Genomic DNA, 25,867 nt, shown 5'->3' with positions numbered 1-25,867 from the left:
TAAGCTTAAACCGCAGCTGCGCCTGAAACGATCTCAGAAAGTTCTTGTGTAATCGCCGATTGACGGGCTTTGTTATACACAAGTTCTAAGTCATCAATAATGTCACCAGCGTTATCTGTTGCTGATTTCATTGCAATCATTCGAGCTGCTTGCTCACAAGCAAGATTCTCGACCACACCTTGATACACTTGAGATTCGACGTATCGAACTAATAGTGCATCTAGTAGTGGTTTTGGCTCGGGCTCATAAATGTAGTCCCAAGAATGACTGCGTTTCATTTCTTCGCTGTCTGATTTAGGCAAAGGAAGTAATTGATCGATCGTTGGTTCTTGAACCATAGTGTTTTCAAATCTGTTAAACACTACGAACAGGCGATCCAATTCACCTTCATCATATTTCTTCAGCATAACGCTTACAGAGCCAATCAAGTCTTCAAGGCTTGGACGATCGCCCAGACCAGAAACTTGAGCTGCTACTTTCGCGCCGCTGTTATTGAAAAATGCTGTTGCTTTAGTACCTACAATTGCAAGTTCTACATCAGCACCTTTCTCAGACCAATCTTTCATGTCGTTCATAGCTTTTTTGAACAAGTTAATGTTCAAACCACCACAAAGACCACGGTCTGTAGAAACGATGATGTAACCAACACGTTTGGCTTCACGTTCCTCAAGATAAGGATGCTTATACTCGAGGCTACCATTAGCCAAATGACCGATCACTTTACGCATTGTTTCTGCATATGGACGAGTAGCTTCCATTGCGTCTTGAGAACGACGCATTTTCGAAGCTGCTACCATTTCCATTGCTTTCGTAATCTTCTGTGTGCTTTTAACACTACCGATTTTATTACGTATCTCTTTTGCGCCGGCCATCGTTACTCTCCGTTAATGGTATGAGGTGGCCCTAAGACCACCTACCAATTACCAGGTCTGGGTTGCCTTGAAATCGTCAACAAGCTTCTTCAGCTCAGCTTCGATTTCTTTGTTGAAAGCACCCGTTGCGTCGATCTGTGTTGCTAGATCAGCGTATTGACCACGAGCAAACGACAGTAAAGCAGCTTCAAAATCTAGAACTTTTGACAGTTCTACGTCTTGAAGGTATCCACGCTCTGCAGCGAAGATTACTAGAGCTTGGTCAAATACAGACATAGGAGCATATTGTTTCTGCTTCATCAGTTCTGTAACTTTTTGACCGTGGTCTAGTTGCTTTTTGGTCGCTTCATCAAGATCCGATGAGAACTGTGCAAATGCTGCTAGTTCACGGTATTGAGCTAGAGCAGTACGGATACCGCCAGATAGCTTCTTGATGATTTTAGTCTGCGCCGAACCACCTACACGAGAAACTGAGATACCAGGGTCAACAGCTGGACGTACGCCCGCGTTGAATAGTTCAGTTTGTAGGAAGATCTGACCATCAGTAATCGAGATTACGTTCGTTGGTACGAATGCAGATACGTCACCAGCTTGCGTTTCGATGATAGGAAGAGCAGTTAAAGAACCAGTCTTGCCTGTCACTTCACCGTTAGTGAACTTTTCTACGTATGCTTCGCTTACACGAGCAGCACGCTCTAGTAGACGAGAGTGAAGGTAGAAAACATCACCAGGGAACGCTTCACGGCCAGGTGGACGCTTAAGTAGTAGTGAAATTTGACGGTAAGCTACCGCTTGCTTAGATAGATCATCATAAACAATCAGTGCATCTTCGCCGCGATCACGGAAGTATTCACCCATCGCACAACCAGCATACGGTGCAAGGTATTGCAGCGCAGCAGATTCAGAAGCAGATGCAACAACAACAACAGTGTTAGCCAGTGCGCCGTGCTCTTCTAGTTTGCGAACTACGTTAGCAATAGTCGACGCTTTTTGGCCGATAGCTACGTAGATAGAGAAAATACCAGAGTCTTTCTGGTTGATAATCGCATCGATCGCCATTGCTGTTTTACCAGTCTGACGGTCACCGATTACTAGTTCACGTTGACCACGACCGATAGGGATCATTGAGTCAACTGACTTGTAACCAGTTTGAACAGGTTGATCTACCGATTTACGGTCGATTACACCTGGTGCGATAATTTCTACAGGCGAAGTTAGTTTCGCTTCGATAGGACCTTTACCATCAATTGGCTCACCTAGCGTGTTTACAACACGACCAAGCATTTCAGGACCTACTGGTACTTCAAGAATACGACCAGTACCTGTAACTTTCATGCCTTCCTGTAGGTCAGCATACGGGCCCATTACAACAGCACCAACCGAATCACGGTTCAAGTTTAGTGCTAGCGCGTAACGGCCACCCGGTAGTTCGATCATTTCACCTTGCATCACGTCCGCTAGGCCGTGGATGCTAAGGATGCCATCGCTTACAGAAACGATAGTACCTTCATTGCGAGCTTCACTAACAACGTCGAAAGATTCAATACGTTGTTTAATTAGATCGCTAATTTCAGTGGAATTAAGTTGCATGCTCCAATCCCCATTAAGACTGCAATGCATCGCTCAGGCGGTCTAAACGACTGCGCGCTGAGTTATCGATGACTAGGTCTCCGGCTCGAATAATAACTCCACTAAGTAGAGTCTCATCTATACTGCAATTCAGCTGAACTTTGCGCGCTAGGCGCAGTTCCAATTTGCTGATGATGCTTGTGCGCTGTTCTTCAGAAAGTTCAACCGCTGAAGTAACGTCAACGTCGATTTCTTTCTCATGCTCTTGTTTAAGCAATAAGAACTGTTTACAAACATCAGGAAAGGCCATTAAACGACCATTCTCTGCCATCACTTTAATTAAGTTCTGGCCGAATTCATCAAATTGTTCGCCACAAATTACAATGAATATTTCAGCTAACTTTTCAGCAGTCATTGAACTGCTTAATAAATTATGAACATCATCATTTTGTGCCACTTCGGCAGCAAAAGTAAGCATTTGACCCCATTGGTCTAGCTCACCTTTATCTACCGCAAAGTCAAACGCTGCTTTAGCATAGGGGCGTGCGATTGTAGTCAAATCAGACATATACAGCCCCTTGCTTTAAAGTTTTGCAGTAATGTTGTTAAGAAGATCATTGTGTACATCTTTATCGATTGTACGCTCAAGGATTTTCTCAGCACCAGCTATAGCCAGAGTTGCGACTTGTTTGCGCAGGTCATCACGGGCACGTGTGCGTTCAGCTTCAATTTCAGCTTCAGCTTGCGTTAAGATCTTCTGGCGTTCTGCCTGAGCCTCTTCGCGAGCTTCATCAATAATTTGAGCTTTACGTTTGTTTGCCTGATCAATAACCTCAGTTGCAGTGCGCTTCGCTTCCTTCATTTGCTCAGAAGCGTTGGCTTGTGCCAGGTTCAAGTCTTTAGCAGCGCGTTCAGCGGCTACAAGACCGTCAGCAATTTTCTTCTGACGTTCTTCAATTGCTTGCATGATTGGTGGCCATACATATTTCATGCAGAACCAAACAAACAGCGAAAAAGCAATTGCTTGACCTAACAGAGTTGCGTTCATATTCACAACAGCTACTCCTCGTTAAGAATCAACTACAAAAATTTAATTAACTATTAAGAGTTAATTAGCCTGCTAGCTGACTTACAAATGGGTTAGCAAACGTGAATAGTAGTGCGATTACGATACCGATCATTGGAACAGCATCCAGTAGACCAGCGATGATGAACATCTTAACTTGTAGCATTGGAGCCATTTCAGGTTGACGCGCAGCGCCTTCTAGGAATTTACCACCAAGAATAGCAAAACCAATTGCAGTACCTACGGCACAAAGACCAACAATGATAGCAACAGCGATTGCTGAAAAACTTAGTACAGTTTCCATTTACGTTCTCCGATTAACATTAATAGTTAGAATAAAGCTTAAAAATTTTTTTAGTGATCACTATCTTCATGGGCCATTGATAGGTAAACGATTGTCAACATCATGAAAACAAACGCTTGAATCAAAATAACCAAGATATGGAAGATAGCCCAAGGTAGTGCACCTACCCATTGTAAGTACCACGGTAGCATTGCCGCGATAAGAATAAACACCACCTCACCCGCAAACATATTACCAAATAAACGCATACCTAGAGATAGTGGCTTCGCTAATAGCGAAATTACCTCAAGCACCAAGTTAAATGGAATCATGATTGGGTGATTAAATGGATGCAGTGCCAATTCTTTAGCAAATCCGCCTAAGCCTTTTACTTTGATGCTGTAGTAGATCATCAGAGCAAAAACACCTAAAGCCATTGCCATTGTTATATTTACATCAGCTGTAGGAACCACTTTCAAGTAAGGGATACCTAGCCAATGCTCTGCAGGATACGGTAAGAAATCGATAGGCACTAAGTCCATCAAGTTCATTATGATAATCCAGCAGAATATAGTCAGTGCTAATGGAGCTACCAGAGGATTGCGGCCATGGAAAGTTTCTTTAACGTTGTCGCCAACGAATTCCACTACCATTTCAACAAAACACTGAAGCTTACCAGGTACACCTACTGTTGCTTTCTTAGCGACTGAGCGAAAAACCCAAAGGAATAACACCCCTGTCAGCACAGAAAAAAACAGACTGTCTATATGTACGTTCCAGAAACTTGTTTCCTCTACAAGACCAAACTTAGCTAAAGAAAGGTTTTGTAAATGGTGTTCAATGTATCCGGATGCTGTTGGCGCAGCCATAACTCATCCTATTTTTTATTGTTAATGAAAAGCACTGGCGCAAAGATATTAATACCTAGAACCAGTAAATAGGTCAGTTTGAGGGGAATTAATTCCACCTGCATATACATGTAGACAATAGAGAATAGTAAAACTGTGATTAAGATTTTGAGCACTTCGCCAGCATAGAACGACGCCGCAACTAACTTAGTTGCACGAGCTCCACAAAATAGGAAAGCACACACACAAAAAACTACATTCGCGATGACAAAAATACCGCCACCGATTAATGCAGCAAAACCCCAATCAGGATTAACAGCTAAACCTAACCCTATCGCCACTAATATAACCGCGCTAAGCTCGATCAATAACATTTGCTTTGCAAGCACTCGTCCTGGTCTTGCTAACGCCGCTACCATGTATTCGTTCCTCTTTAAGCCCACTTTACCACTCGCTTATAAGCGTGCTGAGAAATTGGCGAAAATTATACGTTCAGCCAAATTGATTGCAATCACAATGCAGCAATCTTTTACATTTTTGCATACAAACCGACAACTTTTGTACGAAATTACTTGTTTATTACATAATTGACCTAAATCAATTATCTCATTTAGTACTCTAGTTTAGCAATAAGTTGCTCTAATTTGTGAGGCTCATCAAGAGTAATCGTCACTTTTGACTTACCGCTAACAGAACGAGTAACTGAAACGTTTGCTTGCAATTTTTCCGTGAGTCTTCGTGAAAGTTCGATAGCTTCTGTGTCTTCAGGCTTCGATTCTGGTTCAACGTCTGGTTTTAAGCACTTTTTGACAAGCTGCTCAGTTTGACGCACGGTCATTTTTTTGGTTGCCGCAGTGTTTGCTGCCTCAATCTGGGTATCGCCTTCAAGCGCAAGCAATGCTCGAGCATGACCCATTTCCAGTTGTTTATTGGAAACTAAACCTTTTACTTCATTTTCTAGCTGATTTAGACGTAATAAGTTACTAACCGTTGCTCTCGATTTACCGATCACTTCAGCGACTTGTTGATGTGTCAGCTCGAATTCGTTCTGTAAGCGTTCTAGCGCTTGTGCTTCTTCGATAACATTCAAGTCTTCACGCTGAATGTTCTCAATCAATGCCATCGCAATCGCAGCTTTGTCTTCAACCTTCTTGACCAAGCACGGCACCTGTTTTAAGCCCGCTTGACGCGCAGCTCTCCAACGGCGCTCACCAGCGATAATCTCATATTGACCATACGCTAAAGGACGCACGACGATAGGTTGAATAATACCTTGAGATTGAATAGATGCGGCCAGCTCTTCTAGCGCTTCTGGCGCCATATCCTTACGCGGTTGATATACGCCTGGCTTCAAGCTACCAATAGCAATCTCTGTGAACTCGCCTTCTGCAGACAAAGCCTGACTATGAGAAGCAACTTGTTGTTTTTCACGAGCCAATGAGCTAGTTGCAAGCAATGCATCTAACCCTTTTCCTAAACCACGCTTAGACATTGAGCGAATTCCTTTGGTTAGACCTATACTGGGACTTCTTCACGACGCAACATTTCGCCTGCAAGAGCAAGATATGCCTTAGCACCTGCGGAATACTTGTCGTAGTACATTGCTGGCTTGCCATGACTCGGCGCTTCTGCCAAACGTACATTTCGAGGGATCACAGTTCGGTAAACTTTGCTACCGAAGTGTTTTTTGAGTTGATCAGAGACTTCATTCGATAAGCGGTTACGAGGATCATACATTGTACGAAGAAGACCTTCGATCTTCAGATTCTCGTTTACTACCGCAGCGAGCTTACTGATGGTATCCATCAACGCAGTCAAACCTTCCAAAGCAAAATATTCACATTGCATAGGAACCAATACGGAATCGGCCGCAGCCATCGCGTTGATTGTAAGAAGGTTTAATGAAGGTGGGCAATCAATAAAGATGAAATCATAGTTGTCGCGAATGGATTCGAGTGCGTTTTTTAAACGAACTTCACGAGCAAATACTTCCATTAACTTGATTTCTGCCGCAGTCACATCACCGTTTGCGGCGATGAGGTCATAGTTGCCAGATGTACTTCGGCAAACTACCTCATCAAATGGGGTGTCTTCAACCAGCAAATCGTAAGCAGTTGCTTCAACTTGATACTTGTCGACACCGCTCGCCATAGTGGCATTACCTTGAGGATCGAGGTCAACAACCAATATCTTGCGTTTTGTTGCCGCCATTGATGCTGCCAAATTAATGCAAGTTGTTGTTTTTCCTACGCCGCCCTTCTGGTTGGCAATTGCTACGATTTTACCCACTATGGCCTCGCTGATTATCCCTGACGCGATAAAGTAACTAGATGACGCTCTCCATCAAGCTCTGGCACTTGCAAAGCTTTAATGTCTGTCACTGAACACCATTCAGGTAACAGGTCGATTTCGTCTCTAGGATGTTGTCCCTTAAGAGCCAAAAATACACCGGATTGCTCTTTAGGTAAATGGTGACACCACTCTACCATGTCTGTCATTGACGCAAATGCGCGACTGAGCACGGCATCAAACTTTTCTTCCGGTTGAAATTCTTCAACACGACTTTGAACCGGTACCACGTTGTCGATGCCCAATTCATGAATCACTTGTTTAATAAAACGAATACGCTTACCTAGGCTATCGAGCAAGTAAAACTCGCAGTCAGGATTCATGATTGAGAGCGGAATCCCAGGAAGACCAGGGCCTGTACCTACATCAATAAAGCGCTTGCCTTGTAAGTGAGTGCTAACAATGATGCTATCTAAGATATGTTTCACCATCATTTCTTGCGGGTCACGAACTGACGTTAGGTTGTAAGCCTTGTTCCACTTGTTCAGTAACTCAACGTAGCCAACCAATTGGCCACGTTGCTTTTCAGATACTTCAAGTTCAGTCTGGCCAATCAGGTGATCCAGTTTTTCGCGTAATGCGCTCATTATGCTTCCTCACCTTTTTTCAGCAGGCCGTGTTTTTTCAAATAAACCAACAGAATTGAGATTGCTGCAGGCGTAATACCTGAAATTCGAGAAGCAATACCAATTGAGTCAGGCTTAGCAGTCGTTAGTTTAAGAACCACTTCGTTAGAAAGTCCTTTCACCTTGCTGTAATCGATATCAGCAGGCAATTTGGTATTTTCATGACGCAGTGATTTTTCAATTTCGTCTTGTTGACGCTGGATATAACCATCGTACTTCACTTGGATCTCAACTTGCTCGGATGCTTGTTGATCTTCCAATGCCGGGCCAAAACGATCCAATGCCGTTAGTTGTGAATAAGTCATTTCAGGGCGACGAAGAAGATCTTCACCGCTTGCTTCACGAGACATAGGTGTTTTAAGAATTTGGTTCAGTTGATCAACATCTTCAGATTTTGGATTAATCCATGTTTCTTTTAGACGTTGACGTTCCTTCTCCATGTTTTCTACTTTCTCGTTGAATCGAGCCCAGCGAGCATCATCCACCAAGCCAAGTTCACGCGACTTCTCAGTCAAGCGGATATCAGCGTTGTCTTCACGAAGTAACAAACGGTATTCCGCACGAGACGTGAACATACGGTAAGGTTCTTTTGTACCCATCGTCGATAGATCATCAATAAGAACGCCCATGTAAGCTTGGTCACGACGCGGGCTCCAGCCTTCTTTGCCTTGTGTAAACAAACTTGCATTCAGACCGGCCATCAAGCCTTGTGCTGCCGCTTCTTCGTAGCCAGTGGTACCGTTGATTTGACCAGCAAAGAATAGACCCTTAATAAACTTAGTTTCGTAAGTCAGCTTAAGGTCGCGAGGATCAAAGAAATCATACTCGATCGCATAGCCAGGGCGGACGATATGAGCATTTTCAAAACCTTTCATTGAGTGAACGATTTTTACCTGAACATCAAATGGCAGGCTTGTCGAGATACCATTCGGGTATAGCTCATGTGTCGTTAGACCTTCAGGTTCAATGAAAATCTGGTGACTGTTCTTGTCAGCAAAACGCATCACTTTGTCTTCAATCGATGGACAGTAACGCGGGCCAATACCTTCAATCACGCCCGCGTACATTGGGCTGCGATCGAGATTGGCACGAATAACGTCATGCGTATTTTCGTTAGTGTGCGTGATGTAGCATGGAATTTGGCGAGGCTGTTGAGCTCGGTTACCCATGAACGAGAATACAGGTGTTGGGTTATCACCGTGCTGAACCTCTAACTCAGAAAAATCAACGCTACGTGCATCGATACGAGGAGGTGTACCCGTTTTCAGGCGATCAACTCGGAATGGAAGATCACGAAGACGGTCAGCCAGTGCGATCGATGGTGGATCACCAGCACGACCACCTGAAGAACTTTCCATACCAATATGGATCTTTCCACCTAGAAATGTACCCACCGTCAGTACCACAGCGTTAGCGCGGAACTTAAGGCCCATCTGTGTAACAACACCCACCACTTGATCCTGTTCAACGATCAAGTCATCAACCGATTGTTGAAACAGAGTTAGGTTTGGCGTGTTTTCAAGAACATTTCGAACAAAGGCTTTGTAAAGCGCGCGGTCAGCTTGTGCACGAGTTGCACGTACCGCAGGACCTTTTGATGCGTTTAACGTTCTGAACTGAATACCTGCATGATCAATAGCTTGCGCCATTAATCCACCCATTGCATCGACCTCTTTTACCAAGTGGCCCTTACCGATCCCGCCAATAGCAGGGTTGCAAGACATTTGTCCCAACGTATCGATATTATGAGTGAGTAGTAACGTACTTTGACCAGTACGTGCAGATGCGAGTGCGGCTTCCGTTCCTGCATGGCCACCACCAACAACGATGACGTCAAATTTTTCGTGATAAAGCATGAACCGACCTCGGGTATTCAAACGTTTTCTAGATTGATAAAAAGGAGCGATATTCTACCTGTTTTCATAGCTTGAGAAAACGTTTTTGGGATTTTTCGATAAAGCTGTTTTTAATTAATATAGATAAGATCTTTATAGAGATCTTTTATTATATCTATTATTAGGATCGAGGGTATCTGTGGATAAGTCAAAAATGATCAACAAGATCATGGATCTTTTTTGGATCAAAGTATGTGATCTAACTTTGATCATGATGAGGATTAGCTGGGATCAAAATGGCTACTTATTCACAGGGGAGAATTGGCTAGAAAGTTGTTATTTGGATAACTATAGGTTAATCACCGTATATGTATGATCTTATCCACAGAGAAAATTGAGGTTTTTGCTTTAATTTTCGAATTTTTTTCAAAAAAGTTATTCACAATCACGATATTCAGAGACAAAAAAAGCGGCATAAGCCGCTTTTTGGGGAAATTGAGGGACTAGAACTGGTCACTATGATCGTTAAACCACTCTTCAGCTGCATCCTCAGGTACCGGAGTTTCCAATACATCGATGGTAAAGCAGTCTGAAATAGGCTGTGCACCGAGTTTTTTCAGTTGGCTGTGGACTGATTTTCCCGCAGAACAGAAGGTATCGTAACTTGAATCACCAAGTGCGATAACAGCATAACGAAGAGCACTTAAATCTGGAGACTCTTGGGTCAATGCGTTGATCAACGGTTGGATATTATCGGGAAAATCACCCGCGCCATGTGTTGATGTCACCACTAACCAAATACCTTGCTGAGGAATATTATTGTATTCAGGCTGATTATGAAGTTCTATCTCGTGCCCTTGAGCCTCTAGAAGATCGTTAAGGTGATCGCCAACGTATTCAGCGCCACCTAAGGTGCTGCCTGTAATAATGTGGATCATTAAGCTGTCCTTACAAAAGAAAAGGCCAGCGTAAGCCAGCCTTTATGGTTATTTACCGATACAGAATGAAGAGAAGATTCGACCTAAAAGATCATCGGAACTGAACTCGCCTGTGATCTCATTGAGGTGCTGTTGGGTGATACGAAGCTCTTCCGCTAATATCTCTCCGGCCATGTAGCCTTCAAGCTGCTGTTGCCCAATATCAAGGTGTTCCGATGCGCGTTCTAGTGCATCCAAGTGGCGGCGGCGCGCCATAAAGCCACCTTCATGACCGCCAGCAAAACCCATGCAATCCTTGAGGTGGCTACGCAGAGCGTCGACACCTTGGCCTGTTTTTGCGGATAAGCGAATCAGGGTTGGATCGTTAACATGACAAATGCCTAACTCTTCACTGGTTTGATCCGCTTTATTACGAATTACCGTCATTCCGATGTTGTTTGGTAGACGATCAACGAAATCTGGCCAGATATCTTTTGGGTCTGTTGCGTCTGTTGTCGTGCCATCAACCATAAATAAAACACGGTCTGCCTGAGCAATTTCTTCCCAAGCGCGTTCAATACCGATTTTTTCTACTTCATCAGAGGCATCACGCAGGCCTGCGGTATCGATAATGTGCAGTGGCATACCGTCAATATGGATATGTTCACGCAATACATCACGTGTAGTGCCGGCAATATCGGTCACAATCGCAGATTCTTTGCCAGACAGCGCATTCAATAGGCTCGATTTACCGGCATTTGGGCGACCTGCAATCACGACCTTCATGCCTTCTCGCATGATGGCACCTTGATTCGCTTCTTGGCGTACAGCTTCGAGGTTATCGATGATAGCCTGTAAGTCAGTACTGACTTTACCGTCAGCAAGAAAATCAATTTCTTCTTCTGGGAAATCGATCGCTGCTTCAACGTATATTCTTAAGTAAATCAGAGAATCTACAAGCGTATTAATGCGTTTAGAGAATTCGCCTTGTAGCGATTGAAGCGCCGATTTAGCCGCTTCTTCTGAGCTGGCATCAATTAAGTCAGCAATCGCTTCGGCTTGAGTTAAATCCATCTTATCGTTCAAGAAGGCACGTTCTGAAAACTCACCTGGACGCGCTGCACGCACGCCTGAAATGGCTAGGATGCGTTTGATTAGCATATCCATAACCACTGGGCCGCCGTGGCCTTGCAACTCTAATACGTCTTCGCCGGTAAACGAGTGCGGGTTAGGGAAGTAAAGCGCGATGCCTTGATCGAGTTCGATGCCATCGTCAGATTTAAACGGTAGGTACTCAGCGTAGCGAGGCTTGAGTGTTTTTCCTGTTACTTCTAGAGCAACCTGAGTCGCCAATGGGCCGGAAACGCGGATAATACCGACGCCACCACGGCCGGGCGCGGTCGCTTGAGCAACAATCGTATCTGTAGTCATAGTTGTGCCTGCTAGCATGTGAGAGCCAAAAAGGGGCGTTCACGATTAATCAATTAGCTGAATTGTAATCAGCTAAAAACAAAAAGGCGACCTTTTGGTCGCCTTTCTTTATCTCTTTCTATTATCGAACTTACTTAGAATGTAAGCCTTTCTTTTCCAGCGCGCGGTAGATAAGCGTTTGCTGAATCAGAGTTACGATGTTCGATACTAGCCAGTAAAGAACCAGACCTGAAGGGAAGAACAGGAAGAAGAATGTAAACATAACCGGCATAAAGGTCATGATCTTCTGCTGCATTGGATCCGTTACAGTTGTCGGGCTCATCTTCTGGATTAGGAACATTGAAGCACCCATCAGAAGTGGCAAGATGTAGTATGGGTCTTGTGCTGAAAGGTCAGTAATCCAACCGAAGAACGGTGAGTGACGCAGTTCAACAGACTCCATTAGTGCCCAGTATAGCGAAATGAAGATAGGCATTTGCAAGATGATAGGTAAACAGCCACCAAGTGGGTTTACTTTCTCTTTCTTGTACAGCTCCATCATTTCTTGGCTCATGCGTTGACGGTCGTCGCCAATACGCTCACGCATTGCAGTCAGCTTAGGCTGAAGCATACGCATTTTCGCCATAGACGTGTACTGAGCTTTCGTTAGTGGGTACATAGCACCACGAACGATAAACGTTAGACAGATGATTGCCAGACCCCAGTTCACAACGATGCCTTGAATGAACGAAAGCAGAGTATGAAGTGGTTTAGCAATGAACCATAACCAACCGTAGTCAACTACTAGGTCTAGGTTCGGTGCAACAGCAGCCATTTGGTCTTGAAGTTTAGGACCAACCCAAAGCGTTGCTTTAAAGCTTGCTTCGTCGCCAGTAGCGATGGTCTTGTTCGGCATGCGAACACCGATGTCACCAAGGTTACCAATGACACGAGTGTAAAGGTTGCTGCCTGCTTCGTCGCGTGGGATCCAAGCACTTGCAAAGTAGTGCTGAATCATCGCTGCCCAACCTTGACCATTGGCTAGGTTAAGAGACAGGTTGCGATCTTGCATGTCGTCGAAGCTGTATTTTTTGTAACGCGTATCTTCCGTAGAGTAAGCACCACCACGGTAAGTTGGCATTGTTAAGCTACCGCCGTCATCCATAACGTTTTGACGTAGGTGAGCGTACATGCCGAATGTCGCGTTAGTACCAGAGTTGTTGACTACATCGTATTCAACATCCATTGCGTAGCTGCCACGCTTAAGGACGAATGTTTTCGTGTAATCAAGGCCGTTCGCTTGGTAAGTCATCGGGATGCGTAGTTCATCCTGACCATCAGCAAGCGTGAAGCTGTCTGCTGAAACTGTGTAGCTAGGGCGGTTAGTGCTGCTTAAATCGATACCTTGAGGGCCAACTAGACCGCTTTGTGCGATAAATTGGTGACCAGGTTCGTTCTTAAGAAGAACAAATGTATCTTCAGAATCAAACTCAGCAGAGTAATCATTTAGGTTTGCTTGAACGACATCACCACCAACCGTATCAATTGACAGAGTCAGTACATCAGTTGTTACTGTGATAGTTTTTGCAGAAGCGACTTGTTGGCCCGGAGCTGGGTCTAAGTCATCTGCATAAGATGGCGCTGGTAGGGTGCTGCCAGATTGTGCCTGCTCAATCGCTTGTGGAGCTGGGTTCTGCGCTACGTTCCATTGTTGGAACAGTAGGAAAGAAACCAAAGCCAATGCGATTAACAGGATATTACGTTGAGAATCCATCGTTATTTATCTCTGTCTTGTTTTTGGACTGGTGGAACGGGGTCAAAGCCCCCTTCGTTCAAAGGATGGCATTTTAATAGACGTTTGCCTGATAACCAACACCCTTTTACAAAACCGTGAGCTTTCAACGCTTCTATCGCATATAAAGAGCAGGTTGGAGTAAATCGGCAGCGTGGGCCGATGAGTGGACTAATAAACCATCTATAAAAATAGATGGGTATTAGCGCTATCCACGCGAAGGGCGAGACAGGCGAAGCCATAATTTGTCGAGTAGCTTGAACATTTCTTCATTGCTTAAATCTTGCGCGCTCTTCTTAGCGATTACAACAAAATCTTTGTTAGGAAGTTTGTGTTGAGTGTTACGAAAGCTTTCACGAGTAAGACGCTTGAATCGGTTACGACCCACGGCGGTTTTAATCTGCTTTTTCGGAACAGCTAATCCAAGGCGAGGATTTGAAAGAGAGTTATTTCGGGCAATGATGGTGAAATGAGGGGAGCCTGCTCGATGAGCTTGCTTGAAGACATTCTGATAATGTTCGGGAGTTAACAAGCGTAACTCCCGACCGAAGGCTAGCTTATTCAAAATAATCAAAGATTACTTAGAAAGACGCTTACGGCCTTTTGCACGACGTGCATTGATTGTTGCGCGACCGTTCTTAGTAGCCATGCGAGCACGGAAACCGTGAGTACGCTTACGCTTTAGAACTGTAGGTTGAAAAGTGCGTTTCATTGTAATTACCTTACTGATCAGTAGTTTTAGGTTTTTGTTAAACCCGGCGTGGGCATTTTTTCTCTTCTTTATATAAGAAAGGAAAACCGACGCCTCTCAACAAAGAGGCGGAATTGTAATCACTGTCACAAAAAGTGTCAATGATTGGGTTAACTAAAATTCCGGTCGGGGGATTATACGTAGAATAACTAAAATCACAAGGATCCTTATTCGATCCCGACCTTATTTAAGAATTTCTTTAATTTAGGATCCTGTGGATTACCAAAAATATCCTGTGGAGATCCCTGTTCGACAATGTGACCATCAGCCATGAAGATCACTCGGTCTGCGACCTCTCTAGCGAACTGCATTTCGTGCGTAACCACCAGCATGGTTTGATGCTGATTTGCCAGTTTTTTCATTAAGTTAAGCACTTCGCCAACCCACTCAGGATCGAGCGCTGAAGTAGGCTCATCAAACAATAAAAGCTCTGGTTGTAGAGCCATCGCACGGCCAATACCAACACGTTGCTGCTGGCCACCAGAGAGCGCTGCTGGATAGCTATCTGTTTTCTCTCCTAGGCCAATATCATCGAGTATTTGTTGTGCTTTTTCATGAGCTTGCTGCTTTTTCCAACCACGAACGGTAATCAAACCTTCCGCAATATTCTGTCTTGCCGTTTGGTGAGCGAACAGTGCGTAGTTTTGGAACACAAAACCGGTCTTACGGCGCAGTGCAAGCACCTCTGCTTTAGTGTGTTTCTGAGTATCAACCTTGATATCATCAATCGAAATCGTACCTTGATCGGCTTGCTCTAGAAAATTCACACAACGCAGCAGGGTAGACTTACCCGTACCACTTGAACCTATGATGACAATTATCTCACCTTGCTTGATTTCGAGGTCGATCCCTTTCAATACTTCGGTGTCACCAAACTGCTTGTGGATATTTTGTAATTTGATCATCGTACATACGCCTTATTCAGTTTCACTTCGGCCCAAATTTGAATACGAGTGAGGATAACCACCACGCCCCAGTAAATCAGCGCGACTGCTAAAAAAGCCTCGAAGAAGCGGAAACTTGAAGAAGCTTCCATCTGAGCTTTAGCCATGATTTCGGCTACACCTAGGGTGAATGCAAGTGAAGTCGACTTAATCATGTCGATGAAATAGTTCATCAAAGAAGGCAGTGCCACACGTGTCGCTTGCGGCAAGATCACTCGACGCATGGCTTGGCTGGTTGTCATACCAACTGACAGGCTTGCTTCCATTTGACTACGATCGATACCGATAATCGCGGCACGAATACTTTCAGCCATGTAAGCAGCAAAGTGTAAGGTTAAGCCGATAACCGCGGCGCCAAACGCATCAAGTCCAACCATCCACGGAAACACTTGTGGTAGGCCATAGTATAGAAGGAACAGTTGCACCAGCAGTGGCGTGCCTCGGAAGAAGCTAATATACAGCTGGCTAAGCTGGTCGAGTACTGGGATTTTGAAGACACGAATGTTCGCCAGTATCAAAGATAGAATTAGGGCGAAAAATAAGCCCCAGATTGCCATCTCCATAGTGGTGCCTAAATACTTCAGCAGTATTGGCAACAGACCTAGCATGTAATTAAAGTCAAATCCCATAATCTATCTCATATTTTTATTGGAAGTATTGTTTGGAAATACTGTTATATCAGGCTTTTTAATCAGTGCACAAAAGCAAAAAGCCCACCGCTGTGTAAAGCAGTGGGCCTCAAATGGGAAAGTGAGTCGTTACTTCTGAGTAATGTCCGCACCAAACCATTTCTGAGAGATACTTTCTAGCGTACCATCTGCGCGCATTGCTGCTAATGCTTCGTTTACTTCTGCTTGCAGTTTTTGACCGTTGTCGTTGTTAACGAAAGGCCAAGCGTTTTCGATTGTCTCGAATGGTTGTCCTGCTAGCTGTAATGGTAGACCAGTCTTCTTGATAAGCTCTAGTGCTGATAGGCGATCCATTACGAACGCGTCGGCACGACCAAGAGCGACATCATGTTCAATACCAGTATCGTAGGTTTTGACATTGATTTTGCCATCTTTGTCGTAGCTGCGCAGCAGTTGCTCAAAGTTTGAGCCAAGGTTTACTGCAACCGTCTTACCATCTAGGTCTTCGATGCCTTTAATGCTGTCATTACCTTTACGAACGGTAATTTGTGCGCCGTCTACTACGTAAGGGTCTGCGAATAGGTATTTCGCTTTACGTGCATCCGTTATTGTAATTTGGTTTGAAATGGTATCGATTCGACCCGTTTCAAGAAGACCAAACAGACCAGAGAAGTTTGCCGTTACGTATTCAACCTTGTAATCGTTACGTTTACCGATCTCATCCCATAAATCCACTTCAAAACCTTGTAGTTGGTCTTGTTTAACGAACGTAAATGGGAAGTAGCGACCTGACATGCCGACTTTAACTTCAGTCGCGGCTTGAACAGTAGCAGCAGAGAGTGCGATAGCCGCAATTGCAGCCTTAATCCAGTTATTCATTTGGTAACTCCTTATATTTATAGGGTTGGATGTTACTGGGAAAATGCTCAATAGAATAAATAACCAGATGTTATTAACCATAACCAGATCGTATTCTCGATTTGGGGATAACTAGCAAGGATCCGGGCATAAGTGGATCGTTGTGTGAGTAAAGTAGGGGCAAGATGTGTGGATCCATCCAGTTTTGCACTATTTATTGTGAATAACTTGGATCTTATTCACTGGATCTGTGATCAATTGCTGGTGATCTGACTTATCAACAGGTAAAATTAGCGGTCATTTCATATAACTTAAATAGAGTGGGGCACCGTGTCATCTTCGCTTTGGTTGCAATGCTTGCAACAGCTTCAAGAAGAGTTACCAGCTACAGAATTCAGTATGTGGGTACGTCCGTTACAAGCGGAGCTCAATGGTAATACTCTAACTCTATTTGCACCAAACCGATTTGTACTCGATTGGGTGCGCGATAAGTACCTAAATAGCATTAACCGTTTGCTACAAGAATATTGTGGTAATGATATCCCGCATCTTCATTTTGAGATTGGAAGTAAACGAGTCATTGCTCCAAGGTCTGAGTCTATCGCCCCTGCTCGTACTCGTACTGCTGCTGATGTAGCTGCTGAGTCGTCTGCACCTGCGCAGCTACAAGCACGTAAACCAGTACACAATATCTGGCGTGATGAAGAACCTGTAGCGGTTGACCTTAATCACCGTTCAAACGTGAACCCAAAACATAAGTTCAATAACTTTGTTGAAGGTAAGTCGAACCAACTGGGTTTGGCTGCGGCACGTCAGGTTTCTGATAACCCAGGAACCGCTTACAACCCGTTGTTTTTGTATGGCGGTACTGGTTTAGGTAAAACGCACTTGTTGCATGCGGTGGGTAACGCCATTGTTGATAATAAGCCGAATGCTAAAGTGGTTTACATGCACTCAGAGCGCTTTGTTCAAGACATGGTGAAAGCGCTCCAAAACAATGCGATTGAAGAATTTAAGCGCTACTACCGTAGTGTTGATGCATTGCTTATCGATGATATCCAATTCTTTGCTAATAAAGAGCGTTCTCAAGAAGAGTTCTTTCATACCTTTAATGCGCTGCTTGAAGGCAATCAACAGATCATCCTAACGTCTGACCGTTATCCAAAAGAGATCAACGGGGTAGAGGATCGTCTTAAATCCCGCTTCGGTTGGGGTTTGACGGTTGCGATTGAGCCACCTGAGCTTGAGACTCGTGTGGCGATCTTGATGAAGAAAGCAGAAGACCACCAAATTCATCTTGCGGATGAAGTGGCGTTCTTTATTGCGAAGCGTTTACGCTCTAACGTTCGTGAGCTAGAAGGCGCATTGAACCGTGTTATTGCGAATGCAAACTTCACTGGTCGTCCGATCACGATCGATTTCGTGCGTGAAGCACTGCGTGACTTACTTGCCCTGCAAGAAAAACTGGTCACCATTGATAACATTCAAAAGACAGTCGCTGAATACTACAAAATCAAAGTCGCTGATCTATTATCTAAACGTCGTTCTCGTTCTGTTGCTCGTCCGCGCCAATTGGCGATGGCACTGGCTAAAGAGCTGACTAACCACAGCTTGCCTGAGATTGGTGATGCATTCGGTGGCCGTGACCACACGACCGTGCTGCACGCTTGTCGTAAGATTGCTCAGCTGCGTGAAGAGAGCCACGACATTAAAGAAGATTATTCGAACTTGATTCGTACCCTTTCTTCTTAATACACAGTATTCTTAACCTTAATAAGCAGAATCTTGGCCACGTACTATTACGCAGTGCCATTTAGACCGTAAGAGCAAGATATGAAATTTACCATTGAACGTAGTCACCTGATAAAGCCATTACAACAAGTATCTGGCGCACTCGGTGGCAGGCCAACGCTTCCAATTCTAGGAAACCTACTGATTAAAGTAGAAGATAACGTGTTGTCGATGACAGCGACGGATCTAGAAGTTGAATTGATCAGCCGTGTAACGCTTGAAGGTGATTTCGAAGCGGGCAGCATTACCGTACCTTCACGTAAGTTCCTAGATATCTGTCGCGGTTTGCCAGATAGCTCAGTGATCACTGTGGTATTGGATGGTGACCGTGTTCAGGTTCGTTCTGGTCGTAGCCGTTTCTCATTGGCAACATTACCTGCGGCAGATTTTCCAAATATTGAAGATTGGAGCAGTGAAGTTGAAGTGTCAGTGACACAAGCTGAATTGCGCGGTCTTATCGAGAAAACACAATTCTCAATGGCGAACCAAGACGTTCGTTACTACCTCAACGGTATGTTGTTTGAGATTGAAGGTTCTATCTTACGTAGTGTTGCAACTGATGGTCACCGTATGGCGGTATCTCAAGCGCAACTGGGTGCTGATTTTGCTCAGAAGCAGATCATTGTTCCTCGTAAAGGTGTGCAAGAGTTAGTGAAGCTACTGGATGCTCCTGAACAGCCAGTAACGCTGCAGATTGGTAACTCTAACGTGCGTGCTGAAGTGAACAACTATGTCTTCACTTCTAAGCTGGTTGATGGTCGTTTCCCTGATTATCGCCGCGTAATGCCACAAAATACCACTAAGACATTAGAAGCCGGCTGCGATGAGTTACGTTCAGCGTTTTCTCGTGCTGCGATTCTGTCGAATGAAAAATTCCGTGGTGTTCGCGTTAATCTTGTCGATACCGAGATGCGTATTACAGCGAACAACCCAGAACAAGAAGAAGCGGAAGAAGTGCTAGATGTCACCTTCGACGGTGACGCGCTAGAGATTGGCTTCAACGTAAGCTACGTATTGGATGTATTGAACACACTGCGTTGTGAACAGGTTCGAATCTCAATGTCAGACGCGAATGCGAGTGCGTTGATTGAAAACGCACAAGATGACAGCGCGATGTACGTTGTTATGCCGATTCGTTTGTAACTGTGTTTATTTGTACATTATGTTTGCTTATCAACAACGTTTGTCTATCGAGCCGTGATTGAAGATTAATATGAAGACGTTATGCCTTTATCGCGCTTAATCGTAAAGCAGTTTAGAAATATTGAAGCCTGTGACATTCAACCGTCATCAGGCTTTAACTTTCTTATAGGGGCTAACGGAAGCGGCAAAACCAGTGTCCTTGAAGCAGTGTATCTGCTCGGACATGGTCGCTCGTTCAAAAGCTCCTTAACCGGTCGTATCATTCAAAATGAGTGTAGTGAACTGTTTGTCCATGGCCGTTTTATGACCTCGGATCAATTTGAGCTGCCAATTGGCATTAATAAGCAGCGCGATGGCACCACAGAGGTTAAAATAAGCGGTCAAACTGGGCAAAAATTGGCTCAGTTAGCTCAAGTCTTACCTTTGCAGTTGATTCACCCCGAAGGGTTTGATTTACTAACCGATGGACCTAAGCATCGCCGCGCATTCATTGATTGGGGAGTCTTCCACAGTGAGTCGGGTTTTTATGATGCTTGGGGCAGGGTAAAGCGCCTCAATAAACAGCGTAATGCATTATTGAAAACGGCGACGAACTATCGAGAACTGAGCTATTGGGATCAAGAATTGGCCCGTTTAGCTGAAAGCATCAGCCAGTGGCGTGCCACTTACGTTGAACAGCTTAAAGAAGTCGCCGAAGAAATCTGTGCAACCTTCTTACCTGAGTTTGAGATAAAGATTAACTACTATCGAGGCTGGGATAAAGACACCCCATACGCCGAGATATTAGAAAAGAATTTTGAAAGGGATCAGCAGCTTGGTTACACCTTTAGTGGGCCAAACAAAGCGGATCTAAAGATAAAAGTGAACGGCACTCCAGTGGAAGATGTCTTGTCACGAGGTCAATTGAAGTTGATGGTGTGCGCGCTACGAGTAGCACAAGGGCAACACCTCACTCAAATGACAGGTAAGCAGTGCATCTACTTGATAGATGACTTTGCTTCCGAATTAGATAGCCAACGCCGAGCACGTCTTGCTGAGTGTTTAAAGGCGACCCAGGCTCAAGTTTTTGTAAGCTCTATTACCGCTGATCAGATTGCAGATATGCATGACGAAAATAGCAGGATGTTTCATGTGGAACATGGCAAAATAGAGCAAGGATAATTAGTCAGAGAGTAACTATGTCAGATAATTACGATTCATCGAGTATTAAAGTACTGAAGGGTCTGGATGCGGTACGTAAGCGTCCTGGAATGTACATTGGCGACACGGATGATGGTACCGGTCTGCACCACATGGTTTTTGAGGTGGTAGATAACTCTATTGATGAAGCACTCGCTGGTCACTGTAATGACATCATCGTAACTATCCATGAAGATAGTTCTGTGTCAGTAAGCGATGACGGCCGTGGTATTCCAACTGAATTGCACCCAGAAGAAAAAGTATCAGCAGCAGAAGTAATCATGACGGTTCTTCACGCTGGTGGTAAGTTCGATGATAACTCGTACAAAGTATCTGGTGGTCTGCACGGTGTTGGTGTTTCAGTAGTTAACGCACTTTCTAAGCAAGTTACTCTTACTATCCATCGCGGTGGCAAAATCCACACTCAAACATACTGCCACGGTGAGCCTCAAGCGCCACTAGCGGTTGTGGGTGACACGGACAAAACAGGTACAGAGATTCGTTTCTGGCCGAGTGAAGAAACCTTCAATAACATCGAGTTCCATTACGATATTTTAGCCAAGCGTTTACGCGAGCTATCATTCTTGAACTCAGGTGTATCAATTAAGCTAATTGATAAGCGCGAAGAAGACAAAATGGATCACTTCGAATACGAAGGCGGTATCCAAGCGTTTGTTGAGCACTTAAACACCAACAAAACACCAATTATCCAGAAAATATTCCATTTCGATCATGAGCGTGAAGACGGTATTACCGTTGAAGTTGCTATGCAATGGAATGATGGTTACCAAGAAAACATTTATTGCTTCACCAACAACATCCCTCAACGTGATGGTGGTGCTCACTTAGCGGGTTTCCGTGGTGCACTAACACGTACACTGAACAGCTTCATGGACAAAGAAGGCTTCTCGAAGAAAGCGAAGACTTCAACATCAGGTGATGATGCTCGTGAAGGTTTGACAGCGATTGTTTCGGTGAAAGTGCCAGATCCTAAATTCTCAAGCCAAACTAAAGACAAGCTGGTTTCTTCAGAAGTGAAGTCTGCCGTTGAGTCTACTATGGGTGAGAAACTGTCTGAGTTCCTAATTGAGAACCCAGGTGAAGCGAAAATCGTTTGTTCTAAAATTATCGATGCAGCACGTGCTCGTGATGCGGCGCGTAAAGCTCGTGAGATGACACGTCGTAAAGGCGCATTAGATTTAGCGGGCCTTCCTGGTAAACTAGCTGACTGTCAGGAAAAAGATCCTGCACTGTCTGAACTATATATTGTGGAAGGAGACTCTGCTGGCGGATCAGCTAAGCAGGGGCGTAACCGTAAGAACCAAGCAATCCTACCGCTTAAAGGTAAAATCCTTAACGTAGAGAAAGCACGTTTCGATAAAATGCTGTCTTCTCAAGAAGTCGCAACGCTAATCACAGCACTTGGTTGTGGTATTGGTCGTGACGAATACAACCCAGATAAACTGCGCTACCACAACATCATCATCATGACCGATGCCGATGTCGATGGTTCTCACATCCGTACTCTGCTACTGACGTTCTTCTACCGTCAAATGCCTGAACTGATTGAACGTGGTTACATCTACATTGCTCAGCCACCGCTTTACAAAGTGAAGAAGGGTAAGCAAGAGCAGTACATCAAAGATGAAGATGCGATGAACCAGTATCAAGTATCTTTGGCTTTAGATAATGCAGAATTGCACGTAAACCCTGAAGCACCTGCGTTTACTGGTGAAGGCTTAGAGAAGCTTGTTCATCAATACAATGCAGGTATTAAGCTGGTTGATCGTATGAGCCGTCGTTACCCACGAGCACTGATTCACGAACTGATTTATGTACCTCGCCTAACCGCTGAGCAGTGTCATGATGAAGCGGCAGTTGAAGCTTGGGGTAAGCAGCTTGTAGAGCAGCTTAACGGCAAAGAAGCGGGTGCGAGCCAATACTCTCTTGAAGTTGAAAAGCACGAAGAGCTAGGTTTAAGCGTTCCTAAGATTGTAGTGCGTACACACGGTGTTACTCACGAACATGTACTCAGCATTGACCTTGTCAACTCGAAAGAGTTTGGTAAGCTAGCGGACCTTTCTGAAGCGCTTGACGGCTTGATTGAAGAAGGCGCTTACATCAAGCGTGGTGAGCGTACTCAAGCGGTTTCTAGCTTTGTTGAAGCTCTAAACTGGTTAGTGAAAGAGTCTCGTCGTGGCCTGAGCCTACAACGATACAAAGGTCTAGGTGAGATGAACCCTGATCAGCTTTGGGAAACGACAATGGATCCTGAAACTCGTCGTATGATGCAAGTAACGATTGAAGATGCTGTTGGTGCTGATCTGTTGTTTACAACGTTGATGGGCGACCAAGTAGAACCGCGTCGTAACTTCATCGAAGAAAACGCACTTAAAGTAGCTAACCTAGACGTTTAGTATCTTTGATACTTCGCTCTTTCGCTTAATTTCTGTGTCGAGGTGCTCACATACATTCGTATGCTCCGCGCCTCTTCCTTGAACTAAAACGAAATAGCTTCGTCTCAAAAAACTCAATATCTTATTGAAAAGACTGTCAGAAATGACGGTCTTTTTTTGTTTTTAAGTGATTGAAAAATATTGGATTGGAAAAATAATTGAAAATAATCCCTTGAAACTATTTTGCTCAATCCGCATATCTAGTTGTGAAGAGGATGACTGTCTTGCTCTACAAGAGAAGAAACAGAACCTTCATAACCGCTAACGAAGTATCGCTCAATAGAGGATAACTTTGGCAGCACACAATTTAAAAATTGATTCATTGTCATGTCCCAGCGTTGTCGCCAAAAGAGGTGAAACCCGAGGAATGCGAACTGAATCCCTTAGCTGTTTACTGAATCATACACAGGTTCGATCTCAGTAAAAATCACAGCTAAGACTATTGCTTACTAAAAGGATAGCATTATGAGAACTGTAGATTTCACTCCACTTTACCGCAACGCAATTGGCTTCGATCGTCTTTTCAACATGATGGAAGCAAACACATCGAAAAACACTTCTGGCGGTTACCCTCCGTATAACATCGAGCAAAAAGACGAGAATAACTACCGTATTACTATGGCAGTCGCTGGTTTTGCAGATGACCAATTAGATCTTACTCAAAAAGAGAACATGCTAATTGTGAAAGGTGAGCGTAAAGCAGAAGCAGAGAAAACCTTCGTATATCAAGGTATTGCAGAGCGCGATTTCGAACGTAAATTTCAACTGGCTGACTACGTAAAAGTGGTAGGTGCAAGCATGGAAAATGGTCTTCTTCACATCGACCTAGAGCGCGAAATCCCAGAAGCGATGCAACCACGTAAGATTGCTATCAACGGTAATAGCCTACTAGAAGGCTAATACCCGTCATACTTGAAGCTACAGCGTTGTTGACGTCGTAAATTCCCCCTAATTACATAGGTTCCCTATGCTCATAGGGCTGAATTTTCTAGTCGCCTAGCTGAACCCCCAATTATTTAGGGTATTCAAGTGACAAACATTATCGGGAAGTAAAAGTGAAAGAGCACCAGTACCTTGAAGAAGGTCGGTGCTCTTTTTTGTATTTGGCCTACAGTAACCTAAAAGGTTTTATTACTGTTCTGAGTAAGCCTTTTTTACTTCTTCAGCAATGATTGAAATGCCTTTCTGCATCGCCTCATCATCTTGCACGTAGTTCATGCGTAGACATTGATGGGCATGATCCCACTCGTCTTCTTGGCCGATAAAGAAGTATTCACCCGGAACAATCAATACGCCACGAGCTTTGAGGCGGTCGTACAGCTCCATGGTGGTAATCGGCAGTTCATCAAACCATAGCCATAAGAAAATCGCGCCTTCAGGCTTGTGGATACGGAAGCGAGGGTCATCGATCGCTTCTTGTAAAAGCTCAACTGCACGTAGAGATTTATCTTTATAGAAAGGTTTGATTACCTCGCTGCTTAAGCGCAGTAAATCGCCTTTTTCAATCATGTGGTTAGCAATCGCAGGACCAACACTATTGGGTGCTAGGCTGATAATGCCATTCATGTTGGTTAGCGCTTGTGTTACTTCTTCGCTCGCAATTACGATACCGCAACGTACCCCAGGTAAACCAAGCTTAGATAAGCTCATGCACAGAATGGTATTTTCATTCCAGAACGGCTCGACATCTTCAAAGATGATGTTTGGAAACGGCAGGCCGTAAGCATTGTCGATCAGCAGCGGGATGTTGTTTTCACGCGCCAGTTTATCCAGCTTACGTACTTCTTCGTCGGTCAGTACGTTACCTGTTGGGTTGGTTGGGCGAGAAGCACAGATAGCGGCAACCGAGTCATCAACCTTGAGCTGTTCAAAATCAACGTGGTATTTAAACTGGCGGTTTTCTAGCAGTTCGATCTCTGGGTGGTAAGAGATAAAAATATCGTCATCAATGCCAGCATCGCCGTAGCCGATGTATTCCGGAGCGATCGGCAACAAGATTTTCTTGTGTGATCCGTCTGGCTGTTGGCCTGCTAAAAGATTAAATAGGTAAAAGAAGCCACTTTGACTGCCGTTGGTCAGGCTGATGTTCTTCTCGCTAATGTCCCAACCATAAGTTTCTTTCAGCATCGCCGCTAACGACTTAATGAAGCTGTCTTTGCCTTGCGGACCATCGTAGTTGGCGAGGGCGGCGATGAGTTCTCCACTGGCGAGCATGTCGGCACTGGCTTGGTTAAAGTAATCGAGCATGGCTGGGATAGCGGCTGGGTTGCCACCTCCGAGCATGATTGCACCAGGAGTGCGCAGGCCATCATTCAAATCATCCATTAAACGAGTGATTCCAGAGTATCGATTAAATTTTTCACCAAACTTAGAGAACTGCATTACTTATTTTACCTAATTCATTGTGATTGCTTGTTATGTGTCATTAAGGCAGACCTTATGTCTACCATCAGTGTGTTCCTTGAACATACCGCAATGTTTTTGCGACGCATAGCGCCAAATGCTCTAACGTGAAAAAAACTTCTATAAAGTTTAACTAATGAGTGTCT

General features: G+C 44.4%; 26 protein-coding genes. 5 read left to right on the top strand and 21 right to left on the bottom strand.

Annotated elements, in window-relative coordinates; translation table 11 throughout:
• Positions 1 to 5: 5 nt before the first annotated feature.
• From atpG to L3V36_RS21670, 20 genes are all read right to left on the bottom strand, one after another.
• The gene (atpG, locus tag L3V36_RS21765) at positions 6 to 872 is read right to left on the bottom strand and encodes a F0F1 ATP synthase subunit gamma (protein WP_017073833.1); all 867 of its coding nucleotides are present in this window, start codon (positions 870 to 872) and stop codon (positions 6 to 8) included.
• A gap of 48 nt (positions 873 to 920) precedes the next feature.
• A complete protein-coding gene (gene atpA, locus L3V36_RS21760; protein ID WP_004735737.1) occupies positions 921 to 2,462 on the bottom strand; it encodes a F0F1 ATP synthase subunit alpha in 1,542 nt (513 codons plus the stop codon).
• Between the two features lie 13 nt (positions 2,463 to 2,475).
• A complete protein-coding gene (atpH, locus tag L3V36_RS21755) occupies positions 2,476 to 3,009 on the bottom strand; it encodes a F0F1 ATP synthase subunit delta (protein WP_004735736.1) in 534 nt (177 codons plus the stop codon).
• A 15-nt stretch (positions 3,010 to 3,024) separates the two neighbouring features.
• Positions 3,025 to 3,495: a F0F1 ATP synthase subunit B gene (atpF, locus tag L3V36_RS21750; RefSeq protein WP_017077303.1), complete on the bottom strand. Its 471-nt coding sequence runs from the start codon at positions 3,493 to 3,495 to the stop codon at positions 3,025 to 3,027.
• Between the two features lie 58 nt (positions 3,496 to 3,553).
• The gene (gene atpE / locus L3V36_RS21745; RefSeq protein WP_004735734.1) at positions 3,554 to 3,811 is read right to left on the bottom strand and encodes a F0F1 ATP synthase subunit C; all 258 of its coding nucleotides are present in this window, start codon (positions 3,809 to 3,811) and stop codon (positions 3,554 to 3,556) included.
• Positions 3,812 to 3,861: 50 nt separating this feature from the next.
• Complete coding sequence (gene atpB, locus L3V36_RS21740; protein ID WP_004735733.1) at positions 3,862 to 4,659, bottom strand: F0F1 ATP synthase subunit A; 798 nt, start codon at positions 4,657 to 4,659, stop codon at positions 3,862 to 3,864.
• 8 nt (positions 4,660 to 4,667) lie between these two features.
• Positions 4,668 to 5,057, bottom strand: coding sequence for a F0F1 ATP synthase subunit I (locus L3V36_RS21735; RefSeq protein ID WP_004735732.1), 390 nt, complete (start codon positions 5,055 to 5,057; stop codon positions 4,668 to 4,670).
• Between the two features lie 191 nt (positions 5,058 to 5,248).
• Positions 5,249 to 6,130 (bottom strand): ParB/RepB/Spo0J family partition protein, encoded by an 882-nt coding sequence (locus tag L3V36_RS21730; RefSeq protein ID WP_017081731.1) that lies wholly within the window; start codon positions 6,128 to 6,130, stop codon positions 5,249 to 5,251.
• A gap of 23 nt (positions 6,131 to 6,153) precedes the next feature.
• Positions 6,154 to 6,927: a ParA family protein gene (locus L3V36_RS21725; protein WP_017077301.1), complete on the bottom strand. Its 774-nt coding sequence runs from the start codon at positions 6,925 to 6,927 to the stop codon at positions 6,154 to 6,156.
• 14 nt (positions 6,928 to 6,941) lie between these two features.
• Entirely contained in the window at positions 6,942 to 7,574 is a 633-nt protein-coding gene (rsmG, locus tag L3V36_RS21720) for a 16S rRNA (guanine(527)-N(7))-methyltransferase RsmG (RefSeq protein ID WP_017058801.1), read from the bottom strand.
• A complete protein-coding gene (gene mnmG / locus L3V36_RS21715; protein WP_017077300.1) occupies positions 7,574 to 9,469 on the bottom strand; it encodes a tRNA uridine-5-carboxymethylaminomethyl(34) synthesis enzyme MnmG in 1,896 nt (631 codons plus the stop codon). Before mnmG ends, rsmG begins: the two co-directional genes overlap by 1 nt.
• Before the next feature lie 482 nt (positions 9,470 to 9,951).
• Positions 9,952 to 10,386, bottom strand: a complete 435-nt coding sequence (mioC, locus tag L3V36_RS21710) for an FMN-binding protein MioC (protein WP_017095240.1) — start codon at positions 10,384 to 10,386, stop codon at positions 9,952 to 9,954.
• A gap of 48 nt (positions 10,387 to 10,434) precedes the next feature.
• Positions 10,435 to 11,796, bottom strand: a complete 1,362-nt coding sequence (gene mnmE, locus L3V36_RS21705; protein WP_102446674.1) for a tRNA uridine-5-carboxymethylaminomethyl(34) synthesis GTPase MnmE — start codon at positions 11,794 to 11,796, stop codon at positions 10,435 to 10,437.
• A gap of 130 nt (positions 11,797 to 11,926) precedes the next feature.
• Positions 11,927 to 13,549, bottom strand: coding sequence for a membrane protein insertase YidC (yidC, locus tag L3V36_RS21700; protein ID WP_004735803.1), 1,623 nt, complete (start codon positions 13,547 to 13,549; stop codon positions 11,927 to 11,929).
• 2 nt (positions 13,550 to 13,551) lie between these two features.
• Complete coding sequence (yidD, locus tag L3V36_RS21695) at positions 13,552 to 13,809, bottom strand: membrane protein insertion efficiency factor YidD (protein ID WP_004735802.1); 258 nt, start codon at positions 13,807 to 13,809, stop codon at positions 13,552 to 13,554.
• Positions 13,776 to 14,099 (bottom strand): ribonuclease P protein component, encoded by a 324-nt coding sequence (rnpA, locus tag L3V36_RS21690; RefSeq protein WP_017055478.1) that lies wholly within the window; start codon positions 14,097 to 14,099, stop codon positions 13,776 to 13,778. Before rnpA ends, yidD begins: the two co-directional genes overlap by 34 nt.
• Positions 14,100 to 14,144: 45 nt before the next feature.
• On the bottom strand, positions 14,145 to 14,279 hold the full coding sequence (rpmH, locus tag L3V36_RS21685) for a 50S ribosomal protein L34 (RefSeq protein WP_004735800.1): 135 nt from the start codon (positions 14,277 to 14,279) through the stop codon (positions 14,145 to 14,147).
• A 206-nt stretch (positions 14,280 to 14,485) separates the two neighbouring features.
• On the bottom strand, positions 14,486 to 15,223 hold the full coding sequence (locus tag L3V36_RS21680) for an amino acid ABC transporter ATP-binding protein (RefSeq protein ID WP_004735798.1): 738 nt from the start codon (positions 15,221 to 15,223) through the stop codon (positions 14,486 to 14,488).
• Entirely contained in the window at positions 15,220 to 15,891 is a 672-nt protein-coding gene (locus L3V36_RS21675; protein ID WP_004735796.1) for an amino acid ABC transporter permease, read from the bottom strand. The genes L3V36_RS21680 and L3V36_RS21675 overlap by 4 nt, the downstream gene beginning before the upstream one ends.
• 129 nt (positions 15,892 to 16,020) lie before the next feature.
• Positions 16,021 to 16,770, bottom strand: coding sequence for an amino acid ABC transporter substrate-binding protein (locus tag L3V36_RS21670; RefSeq protein ID WP_026012349.1), 750 nt, complete (start codon positions 16,768 to 16,770; stop codon positions 16,021 to 16,023).
• Between the two features lie 309 nt (positions 16,771 to 17,079).
• Between L3V36_RS21670 and dnaA the strand changes: the two genes are divergently transcribed.
• The 5 genes from dnaA (at position 17,080) to L3V36_RS21645 (ending at position 24,218) form a co-directional block, all read left to right on the top strand.
• Entirely contained in the window at positions 17,080 to 18,501 is a 1,422-nt protein-coding gene (gene dnaA, locus L3V36_RS21665) for a chromosomal replication initiator protein DnaA (RefSeq protein ID WP_017077294.1), read from the top strand.
• 81 nt (positions 18,502 to 18,582) lie between these two features.
• Positions 18,583 to 19,683, top strand: a complete 1,101-nt coding sequence (gene dnaN / locus L3V36_RS21660) for a DNA polymerase III subunit beta (RefSeq protein ID WP_017073815.1) — start codon at positions 18,583 to 18,585, stop codon at positions 19,681 to 19,683.
• An 81-nt stretch (positions 19,684 to 19,764) separates the two neighbouring features.
• Positions 19,765 to 20,844: a DNA replication/repair protein RecF gene (gene recF, locus L3V36_RS21655; RefSeq protein ID WP_017080844.1), complete on the top strand. Its 1,080-nt coding sequence runs from the start codon at positions 19,765 to 19,767 to the stop codon at positions 20,842 to 20,844.
• A gap of 17 nt (positions 20,845 to 20,861) precedes the next feature.
• A complete protein-coding gene (gene gyrB, locus L3V36_RS21650) occupies positions 20,862 to 23,279 on the top strand; it encodes a DNA topoisomerase (ATP-hydrolyzing) subunit B (protein WP_102446668.1) in 2,418 nt (805 codons plus the stop codon).
• Between the two features lie 504 nt (positions 23,280 to 23,783).
• A complete protein-coding gene (locus L3V36_RS21645; RefSeq protein WP_017080845.1) occupies positions 23,784 to 24,218 on the top strand; it encodes an Hsp20 family protein in 435 nt (144 codons plus the stop codon).
• A 231-nt stretch (positions 24,219 to 24,449) separates the two neighbouring features.
• Here L3V36_RS21645 and L3V36_RS21640 read toward each other — a convergent pair whose 3' ends face one another.
• Positions 24,450 to 25,700: a valine--pyruvate transaminase gene (locus L3V36_RS21640; RefSeq protein ID WP_017092348.1), complete on the bottom strand. Its 1,251-nt coding sequence runs from the start codon at positions 25,698 to 25,700 to the stop codon at positions 24,450 to 24,452.
• Positions 25,701 to 25,867 lie beyond the last annotated feature (167 nt).

Source organism: Vibrio sp. G-C-1 (assembly GCF_021728015.1).
In the GTDB taxonomy this organism is placed as follows: Bacteria; Pseudomonadota; Gammaproteobacteria; order Enterobacterales; family Vibrionaceae; genus Vibrio; species Vibrio splendidus.
This window is presented reverse-complemented; position numbering and strand designations above follow the sequence as displayed.

Excerpts from the sequence above, each read along its gene's own strand:
- rpmH (WP_004735800.1), bottom strand. The coding sequence starts at position 14,279 with ATGAAACGCACTTTTCAACCTACAGTTCTAAAGCGTAAGCGTACTCAC.
- gyrB (WP_102446668.1), top strand. The coding sequence starts at position 20,862 with ATGTCAGATAATTACGATTCATCGAGTATTAAAGTACTGAAGGGTCTG.
- atpB (WP_004735733.1), bottom strand. The coding sequence starts at position 4,659 with ATGGCTGCGCCAACAGCATCCGGATACATTGAACACCATTTACAAAAC.
- rsmG (WP_017058801.1), bottom strand. The coding sequence starts at position 7,574 with ATGAGCGCATTACGCGAAAAACTGGATCACCTGATTGGCCAGACTGAA.
- atpE (WP_004735734.1), bottom strand. The coding sequence starts at position 3,811 with ATGGAAACTGTACTAAGTTTTTCAGCAATCGCTGTTGCTATCATTGTT.
- L3V36_RS21730 (WP_017081731.1), bottom strand. The coding sequence starts at position 6,130 with ATGTCTAAGCGTGGTTTAGGAAAAGGGTTAGATGCATTGCTTGCAACT.
- mioC (WP_017095240.1), bottom strand. The coding sequence starts at position 10,386 with ATGATCCACATTATTACAGGCAGCACCTTAGGTGGCGCTGAATACGTT.
- L3V36_RS21640 (WP_017092348.1), bottom strand. The coding sequence starts at position 25,700 with ATGCAGTTCTCTAAGTTTGGTGAAAAATTTAATCGATACTCTGGAATC.
- atpA (WP_004735737.1), bottom strand. The coding sequence starts at position 2,462 with ATGCAACTTAATTCCACTGAAATTAGCGATCTAATTAAACAACGTATT.
- L3V36_RS21645 (WP_017080845.1), top strand. The coding sequence starts at position 23,784 with ATGAGAACTGTAGATTTCACTCCACTTTACCGCAACGCAATTGGCTTC.
- atpH (WP_004735736.1), bottom strand. The coding sequence starts at position 3,009 with ATGTCTGATTTGACTACAATCGCACGCCCCTATGCTAAAGCAGCGTTT.
- yidC (WP_004735803.1), bottom strand. The coding sequence starts at position 13,549 with ATGGATTCTCAACGTAATATCCTGTTAATCGCATTGGCTTTGGTTTCT.
- recF (WP_017080844.1), top strand. The coding sequence starts at position 19,765 with ATGCCTTTATCGCGCTTAATCGTAAAGCAGTTTAGAAATATTGAAGCC.
- L3V36_RS21680 (WP_004735798.1), bottom strand. The coding sequence starts at position 15,223 with ATGATCAAATTACAAAATATCCACAAGCAGTTTGGTGACACCGAAGTA.
- mnmG (WP_017077300.1), bottom strand. The coding sequence starts at position 9,469 with ATGCTTTATCACGAAAAATTTGACGTCATCGTTGTTGGTGGTGGCCAT.
- L3V36_RS21670 (WP_026012349.1), bottom strand. The coding sequence starts at position 16,770 with ATGAATAACTGGATTAAGGCTGCAATTGCGGCTATCGCACTCTCTGCT.
- atpG (WP_017073833.1), bottom strand. The coding sequence starts at position 872 with ATGGCCGGCGCAAAAGAGATACGTAATAAAATCGGTAGTGTTAAAAGC.
- L3V36_RS21735 (WP_004735732.1), bottom strand. The coding sequence starts at position 5,057 with ATGGTAGCGGCGTTAGCAAGACCAGGACGAGTGCTTGCAAAGCAAATG.
- yidD (WP_004735802.1), bottom strand. The coding sequence starts at position 13,809 with ATGGCTTCGCCTGTCTCGCCCTTCGCGTGGATAGCGCTAATACCCATC.
- mnmE (WP_102446674.1), bottom strand. The coding sequence starts at position 11,796 with ATGACTACAGATACGATTGTTGCTCAAGCGACCGCGCCCGGCCGTGGT.
- dnaN (WP_017073815.1), top strand. The coding sequence starts at position 18,583 with ATGAAATTTACCATTGAACGTAGTCACCTGATAAAGCCATTACAACAA.
- L3V36_RS21675 (WP_004735796.1), bottom strand. The coding sequence starts at position 15,891 with ATGGGATTTGACTTTAATTACATGCTAGGTCTGTTGCCAATACTGCTG.